This window comes from Thermocrispum sp. (genome assembly GCF_002919275.1).
Taxonomy (GTDB): domain Bacteria; phylum Actinomycetota; class Actinomycetes; order Mycobacteriales; family Pseudonocardiaceae; genus Thermocrispum; species Thermocrispum agreste.
The window spans coordinates 107,098-127,341 of sequence record NZ_PKFA01000055.1; the positions used below are offsets into that span (position 1 = coordinate 107,098).

Genomic DNA, 20,244 nt, shown 5'->3' on the forward strand with positions numbered 1-20,244 from the left:
CTGGCTCGCATGAGCTCGGACCGCATGCCGGAGCGCTACCGGGACGACCCGGCCACGCCGGTCCCGGCCGACATCCCGACCGGCACGCTTTTCGCGGCCTTGTACGCGGACAGCCCCGTCGAGGTGGGCCCTGTTCCGGAAGGTCAGCAGGACCACTTCTCGCTCTTCGTCGCGTACTCGGCGGCGATGGGGTGGCTGAGCGACGACGACCACCGTGGGTTGTGGAGCATGAACGACGCGGGCGGTCCACGCTCCGGCGGTGACAAGCGTCTGTGCGCGTGGTTTCAGGTGGGGATCAGCCAGGTCCCGGCGAGCCGGCCGCTGCCTGTTCAGCCCTTCCTGCAGTGCACAGGCACCGTCAATGCTCGACTGGGCGGGCCGCCTGCCGCCGAAGTCCTGCTCCTTCTTCCGGTGCAGTGCCTGGGCACGCGCTCGCGGCACGCGGTCCCGGCGATGCGAACGGTGGGCTGGTTCGAGGCGGTGCCGCCCGAGGCACGGGTGTCTGCCGAGGTCCAGGTCTCGATCGGCCGGGCCGGGTCACGCGAAGCCCTGAACGCGGCCGTCGCGGACTTCCTGCACCTGGACCAGCCGGTGCTGACGTCACCGACGACAGCCGCTCCGAGCGCGGCGCCCACCCCGCCGTTCGACGACACGTTCTGGGACGGCCCGGCAACCACGACGATTGCCCTGCACGGCACCCTGGTCTCCTGGGAGCCGGTGACCTTGGGCTGGGTGGCCCAGGCGCTGGCCGAATGCGCGGCGGCCAACGACCTCGGCGGGTCCCTGCTCGTCACGTTCCTCCGCCGCCAGTGATCCGCCAGTGATCACTGCACCCCGGCGAAAGCCGAGGGGTCAAGGGACAGTGACACGCAGGCCGATCGTGGCCACGTCGATCGGTCCGGCGAAGCTTGCGGACGCTGCCTGCAGCGCTTCCATGTCGTCGACTTCCGGCATCAGGTGGGTCAGCACCACCCGCCGCACGTCGGCGATCGCGGCGAGCTCCCCCGCCTGGCGGGCGCTGAGCAGCGTGCCGCGCGTGTCTTCGGGCACTTCCTCCGCGTAGCTGGAGTCGATGATCAACACGTCCGCGTCTCGGGCCAGGGTGGCCAAGTGCGGGCTCGGCCCGGTGTCGCCGGTGAAAGCCAGCACCACGCCGTCGGCTTCCAGCCGCACGCCGGCGTTCGGCTTCGAGTGCGGCAACAGCCACGTGCGGGCCCGGAACGGACCGATCGTCAGCGACTCGCCCGGCTCGAAGTCATGGCGAACGTAGCCGGGATCGAGCATGCCCGGGCGATCCAATGCCAGCACCACGTCCAAAGCCCCGCGCGGTGCATACAGCGGCAGCGGTGGCACCGGGTCGTCACGCAAGACCCGGGCGCGCAGCAGCGGGTTCAGGTCCGCGCAATGATCCGGATGACCGTGCGAGACGTAAACGGCGTCGACGTCCTCGGCCTTCGCCCACCGCTGCAGCTGCGGGAACGTGGCGTAGCCGGGGTCGAGCAGCAAGCGGTAGCCGGCATGCTCGACCAGGTAGCCGCTGCATGCCTGACCGGGACCGGGCCATGCGCCCGTCCCACCCAGCACCGTCAGCCGCACGATCGCGCAGCCTAGTCACCCTGTCCAGCCCCCGGCCACTTCACTTCGCCGAGCACGGCCAACGCCGCCGCGGCCTGGTTGCCGCGGCGGCACCCGTCGCAGTCCTGGTGATCCGGCGGCTAGTTCTTGTCCTGGTCCAGGCCCAGAATCTGCACGGCCATCTCGCGCATCTCGACCTTGCGCACCTTCCCGGTGACCGTCATCGGGAACTGGTCGACGACGTGCACGTAGCGCGGGATCTTGTAGTGGGCCAGCTTGCCCTGGCAGAACTCGCGCAGCTTCTCCGCGGTCAGTTCCTCCGCCCCTTCGCGCAGGATCACCCACGCCATCAGCTCTTCGCCGTACTTCTCGTCCGGGACGCCGATCACCTGGACGTCCTGGATGTCCGGGTGGGTGTAGAGGAACTCCTCGATCTCGCGCGGGTAGATGTTCTCGCCACCGCGGATCACCATGTCCTTGATCCGGCCGGTGATCTGCACGTACCCGTCCTCGTCCATCACCGCGAGGTCACCGGTGTGCATCCAGCGCGCCGAGTCGATCGCCTCTGCGGTCTTGTCCGGCTGCTCCCAGTACCCGAGCATCACCGAGTAGCCGCGGGTGCACAGCTCGCCCGGCTGGCCGCGGGGCACGGTCAGGCCGGTCTCCGGGTCGATGATCTTCACCTCCAGGTGCGGGTGCACCCGGCCGACCGTGGACACCCGGCGATCCAGCGAGTCGTCCTTGCGGGTCTGGGTGGACACCGGCGAGGTCTCCGTCATCCCGTAGCAGATGGTCACCTCGGTCATGCCCATCCGCTCGATGACCTGCTTCATCACCTCCACCGGGCACGGCGAGCCCGCCATGATGCCGGTGCGCAGGCTGGACAGGTCGTGCTCCTCGAACGTGGGGTCGGCCAGCTCCGCGATGAACATGGTCGGCACCCCGTACAGCGACGTGCACTTCTCGGCGGCCACCGCCTTCAGCGTGGCCGTCGGGTCGAATCCGGGCGCCGGGATGACCATGCAGGCGCCGTGGCTGGTCGCCGCCAGGTTGCCCATGACCATGCCGAAGCAGTGGTAGAAGGGCACCGGGATGCAGATCCGGTCCTGCTCGGTGTACGAGCACAGCTCGCCCACGAAGAAGCCGTTGTTGAGGATGTTGTGGTGGCTGAGCGTGGCACCCTTCGGGAAGCCGGTCGTGCCCGACGTGTACTGGATGTTGATCGGGTCGTCGGCGGACAGCTTGATCTGGTCCAGCGTCGAAGGGTCGCCCGCCTTGCCCGTGGCGAGCAGGTCGTCCCAGTCCTGGGAGTCGAACAGGACCACGTCGGTCAGCTTGGGGCAGTCGGGGCGCGCTTCGCCGATCATCGCGGCGTAGTCGGACGTCTTGAACGACTGCGCCGAGATCAGCATCTTGATGCCCGCCTGATTGAGTACGTAGGTGAGCTCGTGCACCCGGTAGGCGGGGTTGATGTTGACCAGGATCGCGCCGAGCTTCGCGGTGGCGTACTGCACCAGGGTCCACTCCGCCCGGTTCGGTGACCAGATGCCCACCCGGTCGCCTTTGCCGATGCCGCGCGCGGCCAGCCCGAGGGCCACCACGTTCACGTCGTCGGCGAATTCCCGATAGGTCCAGCGCCGCCCCGATGCGCAGTCGACCATCGCCTCCCGGTCGGGGAACGTGGCGACGGTGCGATCCAGGTTCTCGCCGATGGTGTCGCCGAGCAGGGGAACGTCGGAGGTTCCGGAGCTGTAGCTGAGCTGGGCAGGGACCGCCATTGGCTTCCTCCTCACGCGTCGCTGCGGGTGCCCCGAGTCTGGCACCGGTGAGCGGCGAACTGAATACCGTTGCGAATGACGCACCTGGCCGGGCCACGCACTCGGGCGAACGACGCGCACCGTTTGCCGGGCACTGCCCCCACCACCATGCGAGTGCCGACGGCTCCGGCCGAGCCGGCTCTCCGGAGACGACGGCATCCGGCCGCGTACTGCCGTCGGCCTCGCAGCCGAAGCGGTGTCAGCCCTGGTAGCTGCTGAGATCCCGCTCGACCACCCGGTTCCTGAGCACACCGAGTCCGCTGACCTCGGTGACGATGTCGTCGCCCGGCTTCAGGAACACCTGAGGGGTGCGCGCATTGCCCACGCCGGGTGGTGTCCCGGTGAGGATCACGTCCCCGGCGTGCAGCGTCATCCCCCAGCTCAGCTCGGCGATGATCCGCTCGAACGAGAACGCCACCTGCCGCGTGGACGCCTCCTGCAGCACCTCCCCGTTCACCGTGCAGCGGACCGTCAGGTCATACGGGTCGGCGACCTCGTCGACGGTGGTGATCCACGGCCCGAGCGGCATCGTGCCGTCCAGGCTCTTGCCCTTCAACCACTGGCCGCCGTGCCTGCGTTGCAGATCGCGCTGCGAGACGTCGTTGGCCACGCACAGGCCGAACACGTGCTCCCAGGCCTTCTCCTCCGGGATGGACCGCCCGGTCCTGCCGATCACCAGCGCCACTTCGGCCTCGTAGTCCCACTTCGCCGACACCGCCGCGTCGTAGGCGATGTCGTCGCCAGGGCCGATGACCGTGTCCGGTCCTTTGGTGAAGAAGGTCGGGTGTTTCGGCCGCTCGGCCGGGTCCTGCCCGTCCCGCCTTCCCTTCGATTCCTCGAAGTGATCCCAGTAGTTCCAGCCGGTGCACAGGATGTCGCGGTTGAACCTGTGCAGCGGAGCGCCCAGCCGGACGTCATCGAGCGCGCGGCGTTCCGCACTGCCGAGCTCACGCCGGACCGACTCCATGGCCTCGGGTCCGCCACGCACCACGTCGTCCAGCGTCCGGTCACTCGGCAGCACCGCGATCGTGGCGTCGTCCTCCACGACACCCAGCCGCGGCCGGCCGGCCACCACGACCGTTGCCAGCTTCACCGCGACCCCTCTTCCGGCAGCACGGCGATCGCGTTCATCTCGATCAGGTAGTCCTTGTTCACGAACTTGGACACCTCGACCATCGTCGACGCCGGCGGGACGCCCTTGAAGTACTGCTTGCGCACCTCGTGGATGGCCGCGAAGTCCTCCATGTTCCGCACGTAGACGTCCACCCGCACGATGTCGTCCAGCGTCCCCCCGGCGGCCCGGACCGCCGCGTCCAGGTTCTGACAGACCTGATGCGTCTGCGCGGTGATGTCACCGACGCCGGTCACTCCCCCGGCGGCGTTGCGCGCGGTCATCCCGGAGATGAACACCAGCCGTCCCGCGGGGACCGTGATCGCCTGGGCGAAGTGGCCGTTGGGCTGGGCGAGTTCCGGTGAAACGACTTCCTGCTTGAACAAATCGCTCTCCTATCGGCAGGTGCTGACGTTGCTGAGCGGGCCTGCGGCCAGATACCGGCCTACCGGGCGTCGTCGGGGCTGGCGTACCAGTCGGGCTGGGTCGGGTAATGCGGGCCGTCGTAGATCTCCAGCAGGATCGACTCCTCCTCGGCCCTGGTCGGCCCGTGCAGGCTGCCCTTGGGGTTCCAGTAGAACGAGCCGGGGGTGAGGGTGATCTTGGTCGGCAGATACGTGTAGCGGCCGGACAGACAGAACATGAACTGGTTCGAGGCGTGCGCGTGCCGGGAGGGAATGCCCGCGCCCTTCTCGAACCGCACCAGCGCGATCGAGGCACCGGTCTCGTCGTTGCGCCACAGCATCTTCTGGGACAACCCGGCCAGCGTCTTCTCCACCCAGTCCAGGTCCTGGGTCTGCAGCAGGATCTCGCGGAAGCGGCCCCACTGCTCGCCGTCCGGCCCGGTCTCGGTGTGCTCACGGGACCGGTCCGGCGCCTCGCCGGAATACCTGGCGAGGTCGGAGACGTTGTTCGCCCACTCCTCCTCGCTGACGCCTTCCGGCCGCGGCGGCCGGGGCACGACCTGTCCGGTCGACGTGGTCATCGGTTCTCCCCCAAGTACTTCAGTTCGATCAGGCGGCTGCGGTAGCGCCGGTTGCCGGTGTTGACCAGCGCTTGCACGTCCCCGGGCTCGTGGTAGCTCACCGCGCCGTCTTCCTCGGTCCGGCTGGTGCCCTGCTCGGTGAGGCGATCGACGCGGATGTCCGAGCCCTCCAGGGTCACCACGACGTACGGGTTGATGTGCCGGTGCCAGGTCAGCGTGGCGCCGGGATCGAGCACGATCTCCCAGACCCGCACCATGTCGGCCTCGAACACCACGTGGTGCCCCACCGGCCCGGTCTCGGTCTGCCTGCCGTCCGGGGTGGTGATGGTCTCCGGCCCGGGCCGCTCGGGATTCGGCACCAGCTTGGGCCGGACGTCGCCGACCGCATGCTCACCGAGGTCGCGCAACTCGACCAGCCGGTTCCGGTAGAACGTGGTGCCGATGTTGGTGAGCATGTGGATCGGCGAGACGTTCTGGTAGACGATGCCGCCGACGTACTCGCTGACGTAGCGGGGCGGGGCGCCGTCCAGCCAGTCCATCCGGCACGGCGACGCCTGGATGTTGACCACCAGGTACGGGTTGTGGTGCAGGTGCCACGGCTGCGTCTCGCCCGGCGCCAGCGCGACCTCCCACAGCCGCACCCGGTCGTTCTCCAACAGCATCTTCTGCCCGATCTCGCCCAGCACGACCTGTGTGCCGTCGGGGGCTTGCACGGTGGTTCCGGCTGTCATGCCAGCGCTCCTTCCCTGGTGCGGCGTCCGGTGATACGTGCGTAGGCGTCGGCGACGGGATCCTGCTGCGGATCGGCCGGGTCGAACGCGGCGATGGCGGCGACGTGGCCGTCCGGGCGCACCAGCACGGCGGTGTCCGGCGGGACACCGATGCGGCGGGTGGCCCGCTCACCCGGGTCGAACAGCGCGATGTCGCGCAGCCCGGAGTTCAGCGGGGCGTCCCAGCGGCTGATCACGTAGCGGCGCAGTCCTGGCTCGGCGCCCTCCGGCAGCCGCGGCCTGCGCCGTGCGTCGGTGAAGTACAGCGCCACGAACGCGTCCGCACACAGGTCGTGCAGGTAGACCTCGCCATCGGGGCCGAAAACCCGCACGTCGGGGATGCGATCTCCAGCGCGGACCGGCCGCGGCGAGTCGCCGTGGACGATCATCGACCAGTCACCGGAGCCGTCGATGTCGAGCCGGACGCCGAGCAGCGAGCGGGTGACTGCGACGCCCCAGCCGCCACCGGCCATGGCCGCCATGCCGTCGTCCCGCCGGTCCATGTAGGCGCGGGCGGCTTCGGCCATTTCCCCTGCGCCGCGGATGGCGACCGGCGCTTGCTCGCGTTCGTAGCCGTCCAGCAAGGACTCGTCGGCCCAGCCGCGCAACACCCAGGCGAGCCGCCAGGGCAGGTTGGAGGCGTCCAGCACCCCGGTGTTCAACCCCAGCGCCCACATCGGCGTGATGAGGTGGGCGGCGTCGCCCATCAGGAAGATGCGGCCCACCCGCCAGCGATCGGCGACCCGGTGATGGACCGTGTAGACGTTGGTGCCCAGCACGCGCAGCCCGGTCACGTCGCCGATGAACCGCTTCGCCTTCGCGGCCAGCTCGGCCTCGTCCGGCTCCGGGCGGCCCGGGTCGAGCGGGTACAGGAACCGCCAGCAGTGCGGCTGGCGCACCAGGATCATCCACTCGGACGGATCGCCGAAGTACGCCAGGTACGGGTAGTCGCGCGGGTTCGTCACGTCCAGGTCGACTTCCAGGTCGACCAGCATGTAGCGCTGCTCCAGCGTCCGGCCCTCGACCGTGATGCCGAGCTTTTCCCTGGTCTGCGACCGTCCGCCGTCACAGGCCAGCAGGTACCGGGCCTTCACCCGCTGTTCGCCGTCCGGTGTGTCCAGCAGCAGTTCGACGTGGTCGTCGTGCTGCACGAAGTCGGTCACCCGGTGCCGCATGCGCAGCACGCCGGGCGCGAGCATGTCCAGCCGGTCCCGCAGCACCGGCTCCAGGTGGTGCTGCGGGATGTTGATGACGAACGGGAAGCGGGTGTCGTCGGACAACGTCCCGGTGCGCACGCTCTCCCTGGACTGGTTGGTCGCGCGGTCCAGATCGCCGATCTCGTCGATGCGCAGCGAAGCCCGCAGCACCGCGTCGACGGCGCCGTAGCGGTGCAAGACCTCCAAGGTCCTGGTGAGGATCGTCCCGGCCTTGGTGTCCAGCGACAGCTGCTCGTCTTCCTCGAACACCGTCACCGGGACGCCGTAGTGGACCAGGCCCAGCGCGGTGATCAACCCGACCGGCCCGCCGCCGACCACGGCGACCGGCAACACGTCCTCGCTGCTCGTCGGATGGGTCCCTTGCGTCATGCCACTGCCTCCTGGCTGAAGGCGCGCTCGCGGGTCAGCACGGAGCCGGTCATGGTGGCGGCGTCGGACAGCAGGAACAGCAGCGGCCCCACGACGTCCTCCGGCTTGCCGATCCCGGTGGTGGCCTCCCAGTGCTCGCGCTGGCCACCGGGCGGATTCGCGGCGCGGAACTGCGGGGTGTCGATCACCCCGGGGAAGATCGTGTTGACCCGTACGCCGTAGTCGGCGACCTCGGCGGCCAGCGACTTGGCGAACGGGATCAGCGCTCCTTTGCTCGCCGCATACGCCGCCGCCCTGGCGTGGCCGGCGTTGGCCAGGCCGGAGGAGAACACCACGATCGCCCCGGACCGGCGGGCGATCATGCCGGGCAGTACGGCTTGGCAGCACCACACCACCCCGTCCAGGTTCACCGCCAGCGTTTCCCGCCAGGTGTGCGGGTCCAGGCCGACCACGTCGCAGCGCGGCTGGATCGCCGCCCCGGCCACCAGGGCGTCGATCCGGCCGTGGCGGTGCAGCACGGCGTCCACCGCGTCGACGACCGCATCGCGGTCGGAAACGTCCACCCGGACCTGCTCGATGCGGTCGAACTGGTCGAGCCGGTCGGAGCGCGCGACGTCGAAGACCACCGCCGTGCCACCGCGCTCGGCGAAGGCCCGCGCCGTGGCCTCGCCGATGCCGTTGGCGCCGCCGGTCACGACGAGCACCTCGCCGTGCGCGTCGAAGGTCGATTTCATGGTTGTCTCCTGCGAAGACGGCGATTGATCAGGCGTTGTGCGACCAGGTGGCCGGAGCCGCCGCCGAGGCCGGGCCCGGGATGCGTGGCCGCGCCGATGTGCCACAGGCCGGGCAGCACGGCGTGCCTGCCCCCGGCGGGCGTCGGGCGCCACAGGAAGTTCTGGTCCAGCTCGGCCGACCCGCCGTAGGGATCACCGTGCACGGCGTTGACGTTGTAGGCGGCCAGGTCGGCGGGCGTCACCACGTCGATCGCGCGGACCTTCTGCTTCAGGTCGGGCGCGTGCGCGGCGACCCGGTCGAGCACGCGCTGCGCGAACGCGTCAGCCAGCTCCTTGCTCCACCCGCGGCCGACATCCACCTCGCCCGCCGCATCACCGGCCGGGGCGAACGGCACCTCCTGCAGCTGCAGCCACAGCGCCGCGGCGCCCTCGGGAACCCGCGTGCGATCCAGCACGTACTGCTGGCCGACCACCACGGTCGGCTTCGCAGGCAGCAGTCCCGCCTCCGCCTGGGCGCAGGCGATCCCGGTGCTTGCCGAACCGTCCGAGATGTGGATCAACGGGACTTCGCCGAGTTCCTCCTCGCGCCAGGACAACGGCGCGGAGAGGGCGACGTGGATCTGCATCGCGCCGCGCCCGTAGCGGTACCGCTCGGCCTCGTCGGCGAGCCGTGTCTCGACCGCCCCGGCCGGGAGCAGATCGCGCATCAACGCGGCCGGCGAACAGGAAGCCAGCACCGCCCTGCGCGCGCGCACGACCTCGTTGCCCGCAACCACCCCCACCGCACGACCTCGCTCCAGCAGGATCCGCTGGACCTCGGTTCCGGTCCGGACGGTCACGCCGAGCTCGTCGAACAGCGTGCGGAACGCCTCGACGAAGCGGGCGGCGCCACCGGCCACCACGGGCAGTCCGAAACCGTGCATGGTGGCGGCGAAGACCGGGATCATCAGGCCGCCCGAAGCGTGATCGGGCGACAAGCCCGCGTGCAGCAGCCACGGCGACCACAGGTGATCCACCTCGGGACCGGCGAACTCGCGCCGGCAGTACGAGCGCCCGCTGGTCACCGCGTCGCGCAGCAGCTCACCGGCACGGGACCGGCCCACGGCGCGCAGCAGCTTCCACCCGGTGCGCAGCGTCGCCGGCGAGTGCAGCTCGGTGCTCATCACCGTGCCGAACTGCTCGGCGATCGCGCCGAAGGCATCGAGCTTGGCCAGGTAGGTGTCCCGGTCGCGGTCGTGGGTGAACCGCTCCGCGGTGGTCTTCGGGTCGCGGTGCGCCATGGTCACCCGACCGTCGTCGGCGACGCTCGCGGTCACCCAGCCGTCGGTGTTGCGGTACTCCAACCCGTGGCGGTGCAGATCGTCACCCAGCACCGCGTAAGCGGCGCCGGAGACGAACAACGGGTGCCACGACGAGTACGTGTCGTGGCGGTAGCCGGGCAGAGTGCGTTCCTCGGTCGCGATGAATCCGCCCAGCTCGTCGTTGCGCTCCACCAGCGTCACCGACCATCCGGCCTTCGCCAGCTCGGCCGTGGCGACCAGGCCGTTGATGCCGGAACCGATGACGATCGCGTCCACTTCGGTGCTCACCGGACACCTCCTGCGGGAGTCAGTTCGATGTCGACCCCCAGGTCACGGGCGACGTCGGTGAGCTGCTTGCGCACCGCAGGCTCCAGGCGAACGCCCTCGGTGCGCGCCCGCTGGTATCGCAGCGCTTCCGGCTCACCGGGCAGAAAGACACGCTCGACGCCGGGTGCGGCCGACGAGGCGGCGATGGCGTCGGCGAAGCGGCACATTCGCTCGGCGAACTCCCCGGGGTCGCCGAACGCGGTCGGGTCGAGCGCGAGAAAGAAATGTGCGCAGTCGTTCGGCACGCTCGTGTCGGCATACAGACCGGCCACCCCGGCGCCGAAGGCCCCACCGGAGAGCACCCCGGTCAGAACGTCGACGAAGACGGCGAGGCCGTACCCCTTGGGGCCGCCGATCGGCAGCAGCATGCCCGCCACCGCGGCGGCGGGGTCCGTGGTGGGTCTCCCTTCGGCGTCGGTGGCCCAGGTGTCGGGGATCGGCCTGCCTTCGGACGCCGCGAGGCGGATCTTGCCCAGCGCCACCTCGGACAACGCCATGTCCAGCACGATCGGCGGCCGGCCCGGGACCGGGACGGCAAGCGCGAGCGGATTGTTGCCGACCACCGGTTCGGCGCCGCCGGGGGCGGGCATCATCGGGCGGGTGTTGGCCGCGGCCAGGCCGATGCACCCCTGGTCGGCGGCCGCGAGCACGTAGCGGAACGCGCCGCCGAAGTGGAACGCGTGCCGTACGGCGACGGCACCGACGCCGAACCGGCGCGCCTTGTCCACCGCCAGTCGCATCGCCTGGTCACCGGTCAGCTGGCCGAGCGCGTGCTTGCCGTCCAGCGTGGCGACGGCGCCGAAGTCGGAGATCACCTCCGCTTGCTCCGCCATGCTCACCGAGCCTTTGCGCAGGCGCTCGACGTACATCGGGACGAGCATCGCGCCGTGCGAGGGGATGCCGCGGCAGTCGGCGTCCACCAGCGCCTCGGCGACCGTGCGCGCGGCACGCTCGCTCAGGCCGGCGGCCACGAAGATCCGGCGGATCGACTCGATCAGCTCGCCGACCGGAACCGTCTGCTGTTCGGTCACCGGCTCTCCCGCTCCTCGATCACTGCCTGTGTGTGGTCAGCCACCGTAGGAGCGGGATCTTCGCGGAACTATCCGTTCCGCGAGCCGACTATCCGGGGTGATCCGCGCAGCGTGGTGGACGGCGTCTCGCCGAACCGCTTGCGGTACTGCACCGAGAACCGGCCCGCGTGCAGGAACCCCCACCGCATGGCCACTTCGGTGACGTTGGTCTGTGTCGGGTCGGACACCTCCAGCTCGGCGCGCACCCGCCGCAGGCGCACCTCGCGCAAGTAGTTCATCGGCGTGGTGTCGAGGAACCGCCGGAACCCTTCCTGCAGCGCACGCACGCTGAGGCCGACCGCCTCGGCGATGTCCTCGACGGTCAGCGGCTCGGCGGCGTGTTCCTCGATCAGCTCGGCGGCCCGCCGGATGACCTTCGGTGCGCTGGTGGTCGGCTCCCGGTGCAGCGCGGCACTGTAGTTGTTGGGCTGCGCCAGCAGCAGCTGGCTGAACAGCAGCCGCTGCAGCTCGGTCATCGCCAACGGCTCGGACGGCAGCGCCCCGCCGGTGTTCACCTCGTGCCGCAGCAGCTCGACGACCCGGCGCCAGGACCGCACCGCCTGCTGGGTCATGTCCATGCCGAGGTCGAACCGCAGCGGCCGGGTGAGCGGTTGGCCGAGCATCTTGCTCAGGTGGGTCTCCAGCGCCTGCCGGTCGATCCACAGGATGAGCTGCGGATTCCCCTCGCCCCAGCGCATCACCAGCTCACGGTCGGGGTCGGGCACCGAAGCCACCGCGCGGTCGGAGATCACCGAGTCGTTGCCACAGGTGATCTCCGCACAGCCGTCCAACGGCATCTGGATCAGGAAGAAGTCCTCCAGCTGCTTCGGCGCGATGCGGACTTCCGCACCGTAGTCGAGATAGTGCAGGCCCACCTGGCCCAGCCGCACCGAGTGGAATCGCACGTCGAGGGAGCGGTGGCCGTTCAGCGGCAGGAGCTGGTGCGCGCAGAAGGCGCGGGCCACCTGCTCGCGCGCCTCGTCGACGTCCCGAGTGCGGATACGGTCACCCTGCGCCAGCGGCGCCGCGGCTGATCGGGGTTCGTCACCTTCCCGGTCTTCGGCCATGTGCTCACCTCCATCCTCGCCGTCGCGTGCTCACTATGCTGCAGATCACGTTGCATACGCGAGACCAGCAGCGATATTGCTTCGTATTCCGCACAGTCGGTTCGTCTCACGGATAGTGAGTGGCACCGCCCGGCCGTACCGTCTCGCACCAACCCGAGACCCCGGGAGGTGCGATGGGACGACTCTCCGGCAAGAGGGCCGTGGTCACCGGCGGTGCCACGCTCATCGGGCAGGCCGTGGTGCGCACACTGCACCGCGAAGGCGCCCGGGTGGCGATCGCCGACATCGACGAGGCAGGCGCGAAAGCGGTCGCCACCGAGTGCGGCCCGGACGTGCTGGCCATCCCCACGGACATCACCGACGACGACGCGATCGCCCGGTGCGTGACCGAAACCGTCGACCGCTTCGGCGGCATCGACATCCTGGTGAACCTGGCCTGTTCCTACGTCGACGACGGCGCGGACTCCACTCGTCAGCAATGGGCCGAGGCGCTGGACGTCAACGTGATCAGCGCGGCCATGTTCGCCAAAGCGGTTCGCCCGCACATGGTCGCGGCAGGCGGCGGCGCGATCGTGAACTTCACGTCCATCTCGGCCAAGGTCGCGCAGACCGGACGCTGGCTGTATCCGGTGAGCAAGGCCGCGCTGGTGCAGCTGACCAGGAACATGGCGCTCGACCTGGCGCCGGACCGCATCCGGGTCAACTCGGTCAGCCCCGGGTGGACCTGGTCGAAGGTGATGGACACGCTCACCGGCGGCGACCGGGCCAAGACCGACCGGGTGGCCGCGCCGTTCCACGTCCTCGGCCGCGTCGGTGACCCGGAAGAGGTCGCCGAGGTCGTGGCCTTCCTCTGCTCGGACGCCGCCTCGTTCGTCACCGGGGCCGACTGGGCCGTCGACGGTGGCTACTCGGCGATGGGCCCGGAGCAGGCCGTCCCCGCCATCCCTCAGCTGTCCGACCCGGAAAGGTAAGCCATGCGCAAGATCACCATCGTCGGAGCGGGCCAGTCCGGCCTGCAGCTGGCACTCGGCCTGCTGCACCACGGCTACGAGGTGACCGTGGTGTCCAACCGGACGCCGGAGGAGATCTACCACGGCAAGGTCATGTCCAGCCAGTGCATGTTCGGCGCCGCGCTGGCCCGCGAACGCCAGTACGGATTGAACTTCTGGGACGACGAGTGCCCGCCGGTGGAAGGCATCGGGTTCACCGTGCCGGACGGCAAGGGCGGCAAGGCCATCTCGTGGGCGTCCCGGCTCGACCTGCCCGCTCAGGCGGTCGATCAGCGGATCAAGTTCCCGCGCTGGATGAAAGAGGTGGAGCTGCGCGGCGGCAAGGTGGACATCGTCGACGCCGGCGTGGAACACCTGGAGTCCTACGCGCGCGAGTCCGACCTGGTGATCGTCGCCGCGGGCAAGGGAGAGATCGCCAAGCTGTTCGAGCGGGACGCCAAGCGCTCCACGTTCGACAAGCCGCAGCGGGCGCTGGCGCTCACCTACGTCAAGGGAATGGAGCCGCGCAAACCGTTCTCGGCGGTGTCGTTCAACATGATCCCCGGTGTCGGGGAGTACTTCGTGTTCCCGTCGCTGACCACCACCGGCCCGTGCGAAATCATGGTGTTCGAGGGCAGGCTCGGCGGGCCGATGGACTGCTGGCACGACGTCACCACGCCGGAACAGCACCTGGAGAAGTCGCTGTGGATCCTCAACGAGTTCCTGCCGTGGGAGGCGGAGCGGTGCCGCAACGTCGAGCTGACCGACGACAACGGCATCCTGGCCGGCCGGTTCCCGCCGACCATCCGTAAGCCGGTCGTCGAGCTGCCGTCCGGGGCGCTGGTGCTCGGCATGGCCGACGTCGTGGTGCTCAACGACCCGATCACCGGCCAGGGCTCGAACAACGCCAGCAAGTGCGCGGCGTCGTATCTGGCCAGCATCCTCGAGCACGGTGACCGGCCGTTCGACCGGGAGTTCATGCAGACCGCCTTCGAGCGGTACTACGACTACGCCTACTACGTGGCGACCTGGACCAACGCCCTGCTGGGCGACCCGCCGCAGCACGTGCTGGAGCTGCTCGGCGCGGCGGGCAAGTACCCGCAGATCGCCCGCCGGTTCGTCAACGGCTTCGACGACCCGCGCGACTTCTTCCACTGGTTCATGGACCCGGACAAGGCCAAGGCCTACCTGGACGCCGTCACCGGCGCTGCGGCCTGACCCTGTTCCCCTTCGGAGTGACCATGACGAGCACGTTGCCCAAGCAGCCCGTGACCGCATTCGACTCCCGCGAGCTGCGGAAGGCACTGGGCCGCTACGCCACCGGCGTCACCGTGATCACTGCGCGGGCGCCGGAGGGGCGCCGCATCGGCGTCACCGCGAACTCGTTCACCTCGGTGTCGCTGGATCCGCCGCTGGTGGCGTGGTGCCCGGCCAAGAGCGCGCCCAGCCTGCCCGCACTCAGACAGTCGACGCACTTCGCGGTCAACGTCCTGGCCGCCGACCAGCACCACCTGTCGAGACAGTTCGCCACCCCGGCGCCGGACAAGTTCGCCGGGGTGACCACCACCGAGGGGCTGGGTGGCGCGCCGTTGATCGAGGGTGCGCTGGCCCGGTTCGAGTGCCGGACGGTCCGCTGGGTCGACGCCGGCGACCACGTGATCTGCCTCGGCCATGTGGAGCGGTTCGACACCTCCGACGGCGAACCGCTGGTGTTCCACGCCGGCGCCTACCACGTGGCCACTCCCCATCCCGACGTGTGAAGGCGGTCCGACATGCTGCTGCCACCACTGCGTTATCTCCGCCCGGAAACCCCCGAGGACGCCGTCGCCATGCTGTCCGACGTGGACGGCAGCGTCGTGCTCGCCGGCGGCCAGACGCTGATGAACATGCTCAAGCTCGACCTGGCGCACCCGGATGCGCTGGTGGACGTCCACCGCATCGACGCGCTGCGGGGGATCGAGCACGACGCCGACGGCACCCTGGTCGTGGGCGCGGCCACCACCTACGCCGAGTTGGCCAGATCGCCGGAGGTTCGGCGCAGCCACCCCGCGGTGGCCGAGATGGCGGCCGGCCTGGTCGACCGGCAGGTCCGCAACCGGGGAACCATCGGCGGCAACTGCTGCCTCAACGACCCGACCAGCAACTACCCGCCGCTGATGGTGGCGCTCGACGCCCGGTTCCGCGTGCTGGGCCGTGACGGCGAGCGCCGGCTGCCGGCGAGCGAGTTCTTCCGCGGCACGCTGGCCACCGCCGTCGGCCGCGGCGAGCTGCTCACCACGATCGAGATCCCGCCCATGCCGCAGGGCTCCGGCGTGGCGCACGAACACCTGCAGGTCGGCGCCGACTCGTGGGCGATCGCCCGTGCGGTGGTCCGCCTCGACGTGGCCGACGGTGTCGTCGCCGACGCCCGAGCGGTGCTCGGCGCGGTGTACGGGTCGCCACTGCGCCTGCCCGAAGTGGAACGGCGCCTGATCGGCCAGCGAGCCACGCCGGATCTGGCGGAGGCGGCCGACGCGCTGCGGGACGTCGACGTGCAGACAGCCGACGACGTGCACTGCTCGGCGGCCTACCGCCGGGAAATGGCCGAAGTCCAGCTGCGCCGGGCGATCCGGGCGGCGGTGGAGAGGAGCGTGCAATGACGACGAACGACACACGCGAGATCACGGTCACCGTCGACGGCAGGCGCGAAACCGGTGTGGTTTCCGATCGCACTCTGCTGGTGCACTGGCTGCGCGACGCACTGGACAAGCGCGGCCCCAAGATCGGCTGCGACACCGGCAACTGCGGTGCGTGCACGGTGCGCTGGAACGGCACGCTGGTGAAGTCGTGCATGGTGCTGGCCGTCCAGGTCGACGGCGACGAGATCGAGACCGCCGCCTCGCTGGCCGAGGAGGACGGCACGCTCAGCAGGTTGCAGCAGTGCTTCGCGGACCATCACGCGCTGCAGTGCGGCTACTGCACCTCCGGCATGCTGATGACCGCCGCCGACCTGCTGGCCTCCGGCGAAGAGATCACCGAACACTCGGTGCGGCGCGCGCTCAAGGGCCACGTCTGCCGCTGCACCGGCTACCACAACATCGTCAAAGCCATCCGCGCCGCGGCGGGCCAGGAGGTGCCGCCGCCGCATGGCAGCGAACCCCGGGAGGCGGAGGTTCGATGACCATAGAGCAGACCCGTCCCGACACCCGCCGGTTCACCGGCAAGGCGATGCCGCGCAAGGAAGACGCGCGGCTGCTCAAGGCGCAGGGCGAGTTCGGCGACGACACCCCGGTGGCCAACCTCGCCTACATGGCGTTCGTGCGCTCGCCTTACGCGCACGCGCGCATCGTCGACATCGACGTGTCCGCCGCCGAGAAGGTCGACGGCTATCTGGGCTGCCTGCTCCCCGACGAGGTCGCCGAGCTGACCGATCCGTATGCGGAATTGCAGGGCCCGCCGGGAGATGCCGAGGTCGACCGGTGCCTGGCGGCGGGCGGCAAGGTGCGCTTCTCCGGCGAACCGGTCGTCGCGGTTGCCGCCACCTCACGCGAAGCTGCCCGCGACGCCGCGGCCGCGGTGGTCGTCGACTACGAACCGCTTCCCCATGTCGTCGACACGCGCAAGGCGGTGGAGCCGGACGCGCCGCTGGTGCACGACCAGGTCGGCTGCAACGTCGCGTTCGAGTCGACGTTCGACTGGGGTGACATCGACTTCGCGCTGGAGAACGCCGACCACGTGATCGAGGTCGACGAGCTGCACTTCCACCGGTTCTCCTCCACGCCGCTGGAGTGCACCGCGATCACCGCGGAGTACGACGCGGGCACCGACACGTTCACGTTCACCGGCGGCTTCGCCACCCCGCAGCTGGCGACGCTGAATCTGGCGGGCGCCTTGCGGCATCCGACGAACAAACTGCGGGTGCTGAGCAAGGACATCGGCGGCTCGTTCGGGATCAAGCTGAACACGCACATCCCGGCGACCGCGGCCGCGTTGCTGGCCCGCAAGCTGGGCCGTCCGATCCGCTGGACCGAGACCCGCACCGAGTCGCACCAGATGGGCGGGCACGGCAACGAGCGGTGGTTCCGCAACGTCAAGATGGCGCTGCAGTCGGACGGGACCGTGCTCGGCCTCAGCTACGAGGCGCTGGACGACGTCGGCGCCTACACCCGCTACGAGCCGTTGGGCGCAGTGATCTGGACGCAGGTGGCGAATGCCTGCTACCAGCTGAAGCACCTGCGGGTGCACTACCGCTCCGTCTACACCAACAAGTGCCCGACGCACCCGAACCGCGGGTACTCGCGGACACAGCATCTGTGGCTGGTCGAGCGGATGATGGACATCGCCGCGCACAAGCTCGGCTTCGATCCGGTCGAGTTCCGGATGAAGAACTACATCCAGCCCGACCAGTACCCGTACACGACGGTCAACGGCTGCGTGTACGACTCGGGCAACCTGCCGGAGTCGTTGCGCAAGGCACTGGAGCTGATCGACTACGAGGAAGCGCGGCAGCTGCAGCGGGCCGCGGCCGGGACCGGCAAACGGATCGGCATCGGGATCGGCTCGACGCTGGACTCCGGCACGAACAACTTCGGCCAGGCGAGGCTGCTCAATCCGCATCTGCCGTTCGGCGGCAACAGCGAAGCCGCGCTGGTGCGCCTGGGCATCGACGGCGCGGTGTACGCGACCACGGGGGCGGTGGCCTTCGGTCAAGGCCACGAGACCACGATCTCCCAGGTCGTCGCGGACGAACTGGGCGTGTCCTACGACGACGTGCACGTCCAGCGGGGAAGCGACTCCGGGTTGTCGGCGCAGATGGGCCTGTCCGGCTCGTATGCGTCGCAGTTCGCGGTGACCGGCATCGGCGCGATGCTCAACGCCACGCGGAAGCTCGCCGCCGAGATCAAGCAGGTCGCCGCGGCCGTGCTGGGCGTCAAGCCGGAGGAGATCGAGCTCGCCGACGGCAAGGCACGCGTGGTGGGTGACGCCGAGAAGGCGCTGCCGCTGTCCGACGTCGCCGGCATCGTGCACTTCTCCCCGGCCTCGCTGCCCCGGGAAGTTGCCGAGAACGTCGGTTTGGTCGGCCGCGCCGTCTACAGCGCCCCGTTCGACCTGCCGGACCTGGAGCGCAAGTACGGCAACCTGACCCTGACCTATGCGACGCAGATCCACGCGTGCGTGGTCGAGATCGACGAGGAAACCGGTCAGACGACGCTGCTGCGGTACGCAATGGTCGACGACTGCGGCACGCCGATCAATCCGATGGTGATCGAGGGGCAGGTGCACGGCGCCACCGCGCACGGCATCTCGGCCGCGCTGTTCGAGGACATGGCCTACGACGAGAACGGCCAGCTGCGCGCGGGCAACTTCTACGACTACCACGCGGCGACCGCCTTCGACCTGCCCAGCTTCCGCTACGCGAACGTGGTCAGCCCGTCGCCGTTCACCCCGATCGGCGCCAAGGGCATGGGTGAAGGTGGTGGTGCGCCGCTGCAGGCGATCAGTGCCGCGATCCAGGACGCCGTCGGAGACAGCGCGGCAGTGCTCGACTCGTTCAACCCGCCCGAGCGCGTGCTGCGGCTGCTCCGCGGGCTGAACGCCGAGAAGGTGAAGGTGATCCGATGAAGCTGACCGGACAGTTCTCCTCGCCCGCGGATGTGGCGAAGCTGCTGGCCCTGGACGGCCAGCTGGACCAGCTGGAGCGCGTGCCGAGCCTCGACGACGTCCGGCGGGACAGCTCCGGCAGGATCCGGGCGATCTTCACCCCGCGCGCGACGTTCGTGCCGATGCCCTTCGCGGTGGTCATCGCCGTCGAGCACGCCGGGCAGTCCGACGCCGCGCTGAAGGTGCACGCCAGCCGCGGCCCCACAGCGGTCGACGTGCAGTTGAAGCTGGAGTTCGACCAACGCGACTCGGGTACCTCGGTGTCCTGGCACGCCGAGGTGGCCGTTCGCGGTCCGGGCGCCAGCGTCGGGCAGCGGGTCGTCCGTGACCTGGTGTCCGCCGCCATCGACGAAGTCCTGCGCGAGACCGCAGCGGTGGCCGCATGACGGCGGTCGATTTCCACGTCCATCTGGCTCCCGCCCTGGACCCCGGCTCCCTCCGCGAGCGTCCGGGTCCGCCCGCGTTGTACCGGCCGGAAGAAGCCGAGAAGTACCTCGACCGGGCGGGCCTGGACGCCGCCGTCGTGTCCATCCCCCCACCGTTCTTCCAGCAGGGAAGGACGGACACCGCCCAGTGGGCGCGGGCGGTCAACGACGGTCTGCTTCGGGCCGTCGCCGACCGCCCGCGCCTGCGTCCCCTGGCGTATCTGCCGCTGGAGAACCCGGAGTGTGCGGCCGCCGAGTATCGGAGGGTTCGGGACCAGCCGGGATTCGCCGGGGTGTGCGGCTCGGCCGGGGGCGGCTCGGCGTCGTTGGCCGATGCCCGCTTCGAACCGCTGTGGGAGCTGCTGAGCGCGGACGAGCGTCTGCTCTTGCTGCACCCCGGGTTCTCCCCCGATCCCCGGTTGGGCGATTTCTACCTGCACAACCTGCTCGGCAACCCGGTCGAGACGGCCGTAGCCGTCGGGCAGCTCGTGTTCGGGGACGTGCTCGGCCGGTATCCCGGGCTGCGCGTGCTGCTGGTTCACTGCGGCGGATGCGTTCCCGCGGTCGCCGGGCGCTGGCAGCACGGGGTGCAGACCAGACGGCCCGGCCTCGCCCCGTTGACCGAGGAACCGTTGACCGCTTTGCGGCGAGTGTTCGTCGACTGCCTCGCCCACGATCCCGGGCTGGTGGATCAAGCCGTCGCGGTGTTCGGCGAAAACCGCATGGTGCTGGGCAGCGACTGGCCGTTCGCCATGGGCACGCACGATCCGCGCGAGCAGGTCGCCCACCGCGGGCCGGAGTTCGTGGAGAAGGTCGCCGTCGGCAACGCGGCGACTGCCCTGGGCGC

The 20,244-nt window shown here is 69.9% G+C and carries 20 protein-coding genes; 9 read left to right on the forward strand and 11 right to left on the reverse strand.

Annotated features, from left to right (window positions below; all coding sequences use genetic code 11):
- Positions 1 to 9 precede the first annotated feature (9 nt).
- Positions 10 to 813, forward strand: coding sequence for a hypothetical protein (locus CXP56_RS13915; RefSeq protein WP_286901380.1), 804 nt, complete (start codon positions 10 to 12; stop codon positions 811 to 813).
- A gap of 39 nt (positions 814 to 852) precedes the next feature.
- Here the strand turns inward: CXP56_RS13915 and CXP56_RS13920 are convergent, their stop codons facing one another.
- From CXP56_RS13920 to CXP56_RS13970, 11 genes are all read right to left on the reverse strand, one after another.
- Entirely contained in the window at positions 853 to 1,596 is a 744-nt protein-coding gene (locus CXP56_RS13920) for an MBL fold metallo-hydrolase (protein WP_286901381.1), read from the reverse strand.
- 119 nt (positions 1,597 to 1,715) lie between these two features.
- A complete protein-coding gene (locus CXP56_RS13925) occupies positions 1,716 to 3,353 on the reverse strand; it encodes an AMP-binding protein (protein ID WP_286901382.1) in 1,638 nt (545 codons plus the stop codon).
- A gap of 238 nt (positions 3,354 to 3,591) precedes the next feature.
- A complete protein-coding gene (locus tag CXP56_RS13930) occupies positions 3,592 to 4,485 on the reverse strand; it encodes a fumarylacetoacetate hydrolase family protein (RefSeq protein ID WP_028848617.1) in 894 nt (297 codons plus the stop codon).
- Positions 4,482 to 4,889: a RidA family protein gene (locus CXP56_RS13935; protein ID WP_286901383.1), complete on the reverse strand. Its 408-nt coding sequence runs from the start codon at positions 4,887 to 4,889 to the stop codon at positions 4,482 to 4,484. Before CXP56_RS13935 ends, CXP56_RS13930 begins: the two co-directional genes overlap by 4 nt.
- A 59-nt stretch (positions 4,890 to 4,948) precedes the next feature.
- A complete protein-coding gene (locus CXP56_RS13940) occupies positions 4,949 to 5,488 on the reverse strand; it encodes a cupin domain-containing protein (RefSeq protein WP_084609336.1) in 540 nt (179 codons plus the stop codon).
- Positions 5,485 to 6,219 (reverse strand): cupin domain-containing protein, encoded by a 735-nt coding sequence (locus CXP56_RS13945; protein ID WP_211227648.1) that lies wholly within the window; start codon positions 6,217 to 6,219, stop codon positions 5,485 to 5,487. The genes CXP56_RS13940 and CXP56_RS13945 overlap by 4 nt, the downstream gene beginning before the upstream one ends.
- Complete coding sequence (locus tag CXP56_RS13950) at positions 6,216 to 7,844, reverse strand: FAD-dependent monooxygenase (protein WP_286901385.1); 1,629 nt, start codon at positions 7,842 to 7,844, stop codon at positions 6,216 to 6,218. Before CXP56_RS13950 ends, CXP56_RS13945 begins: the two co-directional genes overlap by 4 nt.
- Positions 7,841 to 8,578, reverse strand: coding sequence for an SDR family NAD(P)-dependent oxidoreductase (locus CXP56_RS13955; RefSeq protein WP_028848613.1), 738 nt, complete (start codon positions 8,576 to 8,578; stop codon positions 7,841 to 7,843). Before CXP56_RS13955 ends, CXP56_RS13950 begins: the two co-directional genes overlap by 4 nt.
- Positions 8,575 to 10,167: a phytoene desaturase family protein gene (locus CXP56_RS13960; protein WP_028848612.1), complete on the reverse strand. Its 1,593-nt coding sequence runs from the start codon at positions 10,165 to 10,167 to the stop codon at positions 8,575 to 8,577. The genes CXP56_RS13955 and CXP56_RS13960 overlap by 4 nt, the downstream gene beginning before the upstream one ends.
- Complete coding sequence (locus CXP56_RS13965) at positions 10,164 to 11,237, reverse strand: Ldh family oxidoreductase (protein WP_038045488.1); 1,074 nt, start codon at positions 11,235 to 11,237, stop codon at positions 10,164 to 10,166. Before CXP56_RS13965 ends, CXP56_RS13960 begins: the two co-directional genes overlap by 4 nt.
- A 68-nt stretch (positions 11,238 to 11,305) precedes the next feature.
- The gene (locus CXP56_RS13970) at positions 11,306 to 12,343 is read right to left on the reverse strand and encodes an AraC family transcriptional regulator (protein ID WP_286901387.1); all 1,038 of its coding nucleotides are present in this window, start codon (positions 12,341 to 12,343) and stop codon (positions 11,306 to 11,308) included.
- 173 nt (positions 12,344 to 12,516) lie between these two features.
- Between CXP56_RS13970 and CXP56_RS13975 the strand changes: the two genes are divergently transcribed.
- The 8 genes from CXP56_RS13975 to CXP56_RS14010 form a co-directional block, all read left to right on the forward strand.
- On the forward strand, positions 12,517 to 13,314 hold the full coding sequence (locus CXP56_RS13975; RefSeq protein WP_286901389.1) for an SDR family oxidoreductase: 798 nt from the start codon (positions 12,517 to 12,519) through the stop codon (positions 13,312 to 13,314).
- Between the two features lie 3 nt (positions 13,315 to 13,317).
- Complete coding sequence (locus tag CXP56_RS13980; RefSeq protein ID WP_028848610.1) at positions 13,318 to 14,550, forward strand: styrene monooxygenase/indole monooxygenase family protein; 1,233 nt, start codon at positions 13,318 to 13,320, stop codon at positions 14,548 to 14,550.
- A 23-nt stretch (positions 14,551 to 14,573) separates the two neighbouring features.
- The gene (locus tag CXP56_RS13985; protein WP_028848609.1) at positions 14,574 to 15,092 is read left to right on the forward strand and encodes a flavin reductase family protein; all 519 of its coding nucleotides are present in this window, start codon (positions 14,574 to 14,576) and stop codon (positions 15,090 to 15,092) included.
- Positions 15,093 to 15,104: 12 nt separating this feature from the next.
- A complete protein-coding gene (locus CXP56_RS13990; protein WP_286901390.1) occupies positions 15,105 to 15,971 on the forward strand; it encodes an FAD binding domain-containing protein in 867 nt (288 codons plus the stop codon).
- Positions 15,968 to 16,492 (forward strand): (2Fe-2S)-binding protein, encoded by a 525-nt coding sequence (locus tag CXP56_RS13995; RefSeq protein ID WP_038045486.1) that lies wholly within the window; start codon positions 15,968 to 15,970, stop codon positions 16,490 to 16,492. The genes CXP56_RS13990 and CXP56_RS13995 overlap by 4 nt, the downstream gene beginning before the upstream one ends.
- Positions 16,489 to 18,933 carry a xanthine dehydrogenase family protein molybdopterin-binding subunit gene (locus CXP56_RS14000; RefSeq protein WP_028848608.1) on the forward strand — a complete coding sequence of 815 codons (2,445 nt, stop codon included), beginning with the start codon at positions 16,489 to 16,491 and terminating at the stop codon, positions 18,931 to 18,933. The genes CXP56_RS13995 and CXP56_RS14000 overlap by 4 nt, the downstream gene beginning before the upstream one ends.
- Positions 18,930 to 19,358 (forward strand): SRPBCC domain-containing protein, encoded by a 429-nt coding sequence (locus tag CXP56_RS14005; RefSeq protein WP_028848607.1) that lies wholly within the window; start codon positions 18,930 to 18,932, stop codon positions 19,356 to 19,358. Before CXP56_RS14000 ends, CXP56_RS14005 begins: the two co-directional genes overlap by 4 nt.
- Positions 19,355 to 20,244, forward strand: an 890-nt coding sequence (locus CXP56_RS14010; protein ID WP_286901392.1) for an amidohydrolase family protein, incomplete at its 3' end; no start/stop codon positions are given. The genes CXP56_RS14005 and CXP56_RS14010, both read left to right, overlap by 4 nt.

Excerpts from the sequence above, each read along its gene's own strand:
- CXP56_RS13915 (WP_286901380.1), top strand. The coding sequence starts at position 10 with ATGAGCTCGGACCGCATGCCGGAGCGCTACCGGGACGACCCGGCCACG.
- CXP56_RS13925 (WP_286901382.1), bottom strand. The coding sequence starts at position 3,353 with ATGGCGGTCCCTGCCCAGCTCAGCTACAGCTCCGGAACCTCCGACGTT.
- CXP56_RS13940 (WP_084609336.1), bottom strand. The coding sequence starts at position 5,488 with ATGACCACGTCGACCGGACAGGTCGTGCCCCGGCCGCCGCGGCCGGAA.
- CXP56_RS13945 (WP_211227648.1), bottom strand. The coding sequence starts at position 6,219 with ATGACAGCCGGAACCACCGTGCAAGCCCCCGACGGCACACAGGTCGTG.
- CXP56_RS13950 (WP_286901385.1), bottom strand. The coding sequence starts at position 7,844 with ATGACGCAAGGGACCCATCCGACGAGCAGCGAGGACGTGTTGCCGGTC.
- CXP56_RS13955 (WP_028848613.1), bottom strand. The coding sequence starts at position 8,578 with ATGAAATCGACCTTCGACGCGCACGGCGAGGTGCTCGTCGTGACCGGC.
- CXP56_RS13970 (WP_286901387.1), bottom strand. The coding sequence starts at position 12,343 with ATGGCCGAAGACCGGGAAGGTGACGAACCCCGATCAGCCGCGGCGCCG.
- CXP56_RS13975 (WP_286901389.1), top strand. The coding sequence starts at position 12,517 with ATGGGACGACTCTCCGGCAAGAGGGCCGTGGTCACCGGCGGTGCCACG.
- CXP56_RS13980 (WP_028848610.1), top strand. The coding sequence starts at position 13,318 with ATGCGCAAGATCACCATCGTCGGAGCGGGCCAGTCCGGCCTGCAGCTG.
- CXP56_RS13985 (WP_028848609.1), top strand. The coding sequence starts at position 14,574 with ATGACGAGCACGTTGCCCAAGCAGCCCGTGACCGCATTCGACTCCCGC.
- CXP56_RS13990 (WP_286901390.1), top strand. The coding sequence starts at position 15,105 with ATGCTGCTGCCACCACTGCGTTATCTCCGCCCGGAAACCCCCGAGGAC.
- CXP56_RS13995 (WP_038045486.1), top strand. The coding sequence starts at position 15,968 with ATGACGACGAACGACACACGCGAGATCACGGTCACCGTCGACGGCAGG.
- CXP56_RS14000 (WP_028848608.1), top strand. The coding sequence starts at position 16,489 with ATGACCATAGAGCAGACCCGTCCCGACACCCGCCGGTTCACCGGCAAG.
- CXP56_RS14005 (WP_028848607.1), top strand. The coding sequence starts at position 18,930 with ATGAAGCTGACCGGACAGTTCTCCTCGCCCGCGGATGTGGCGAAGCTG.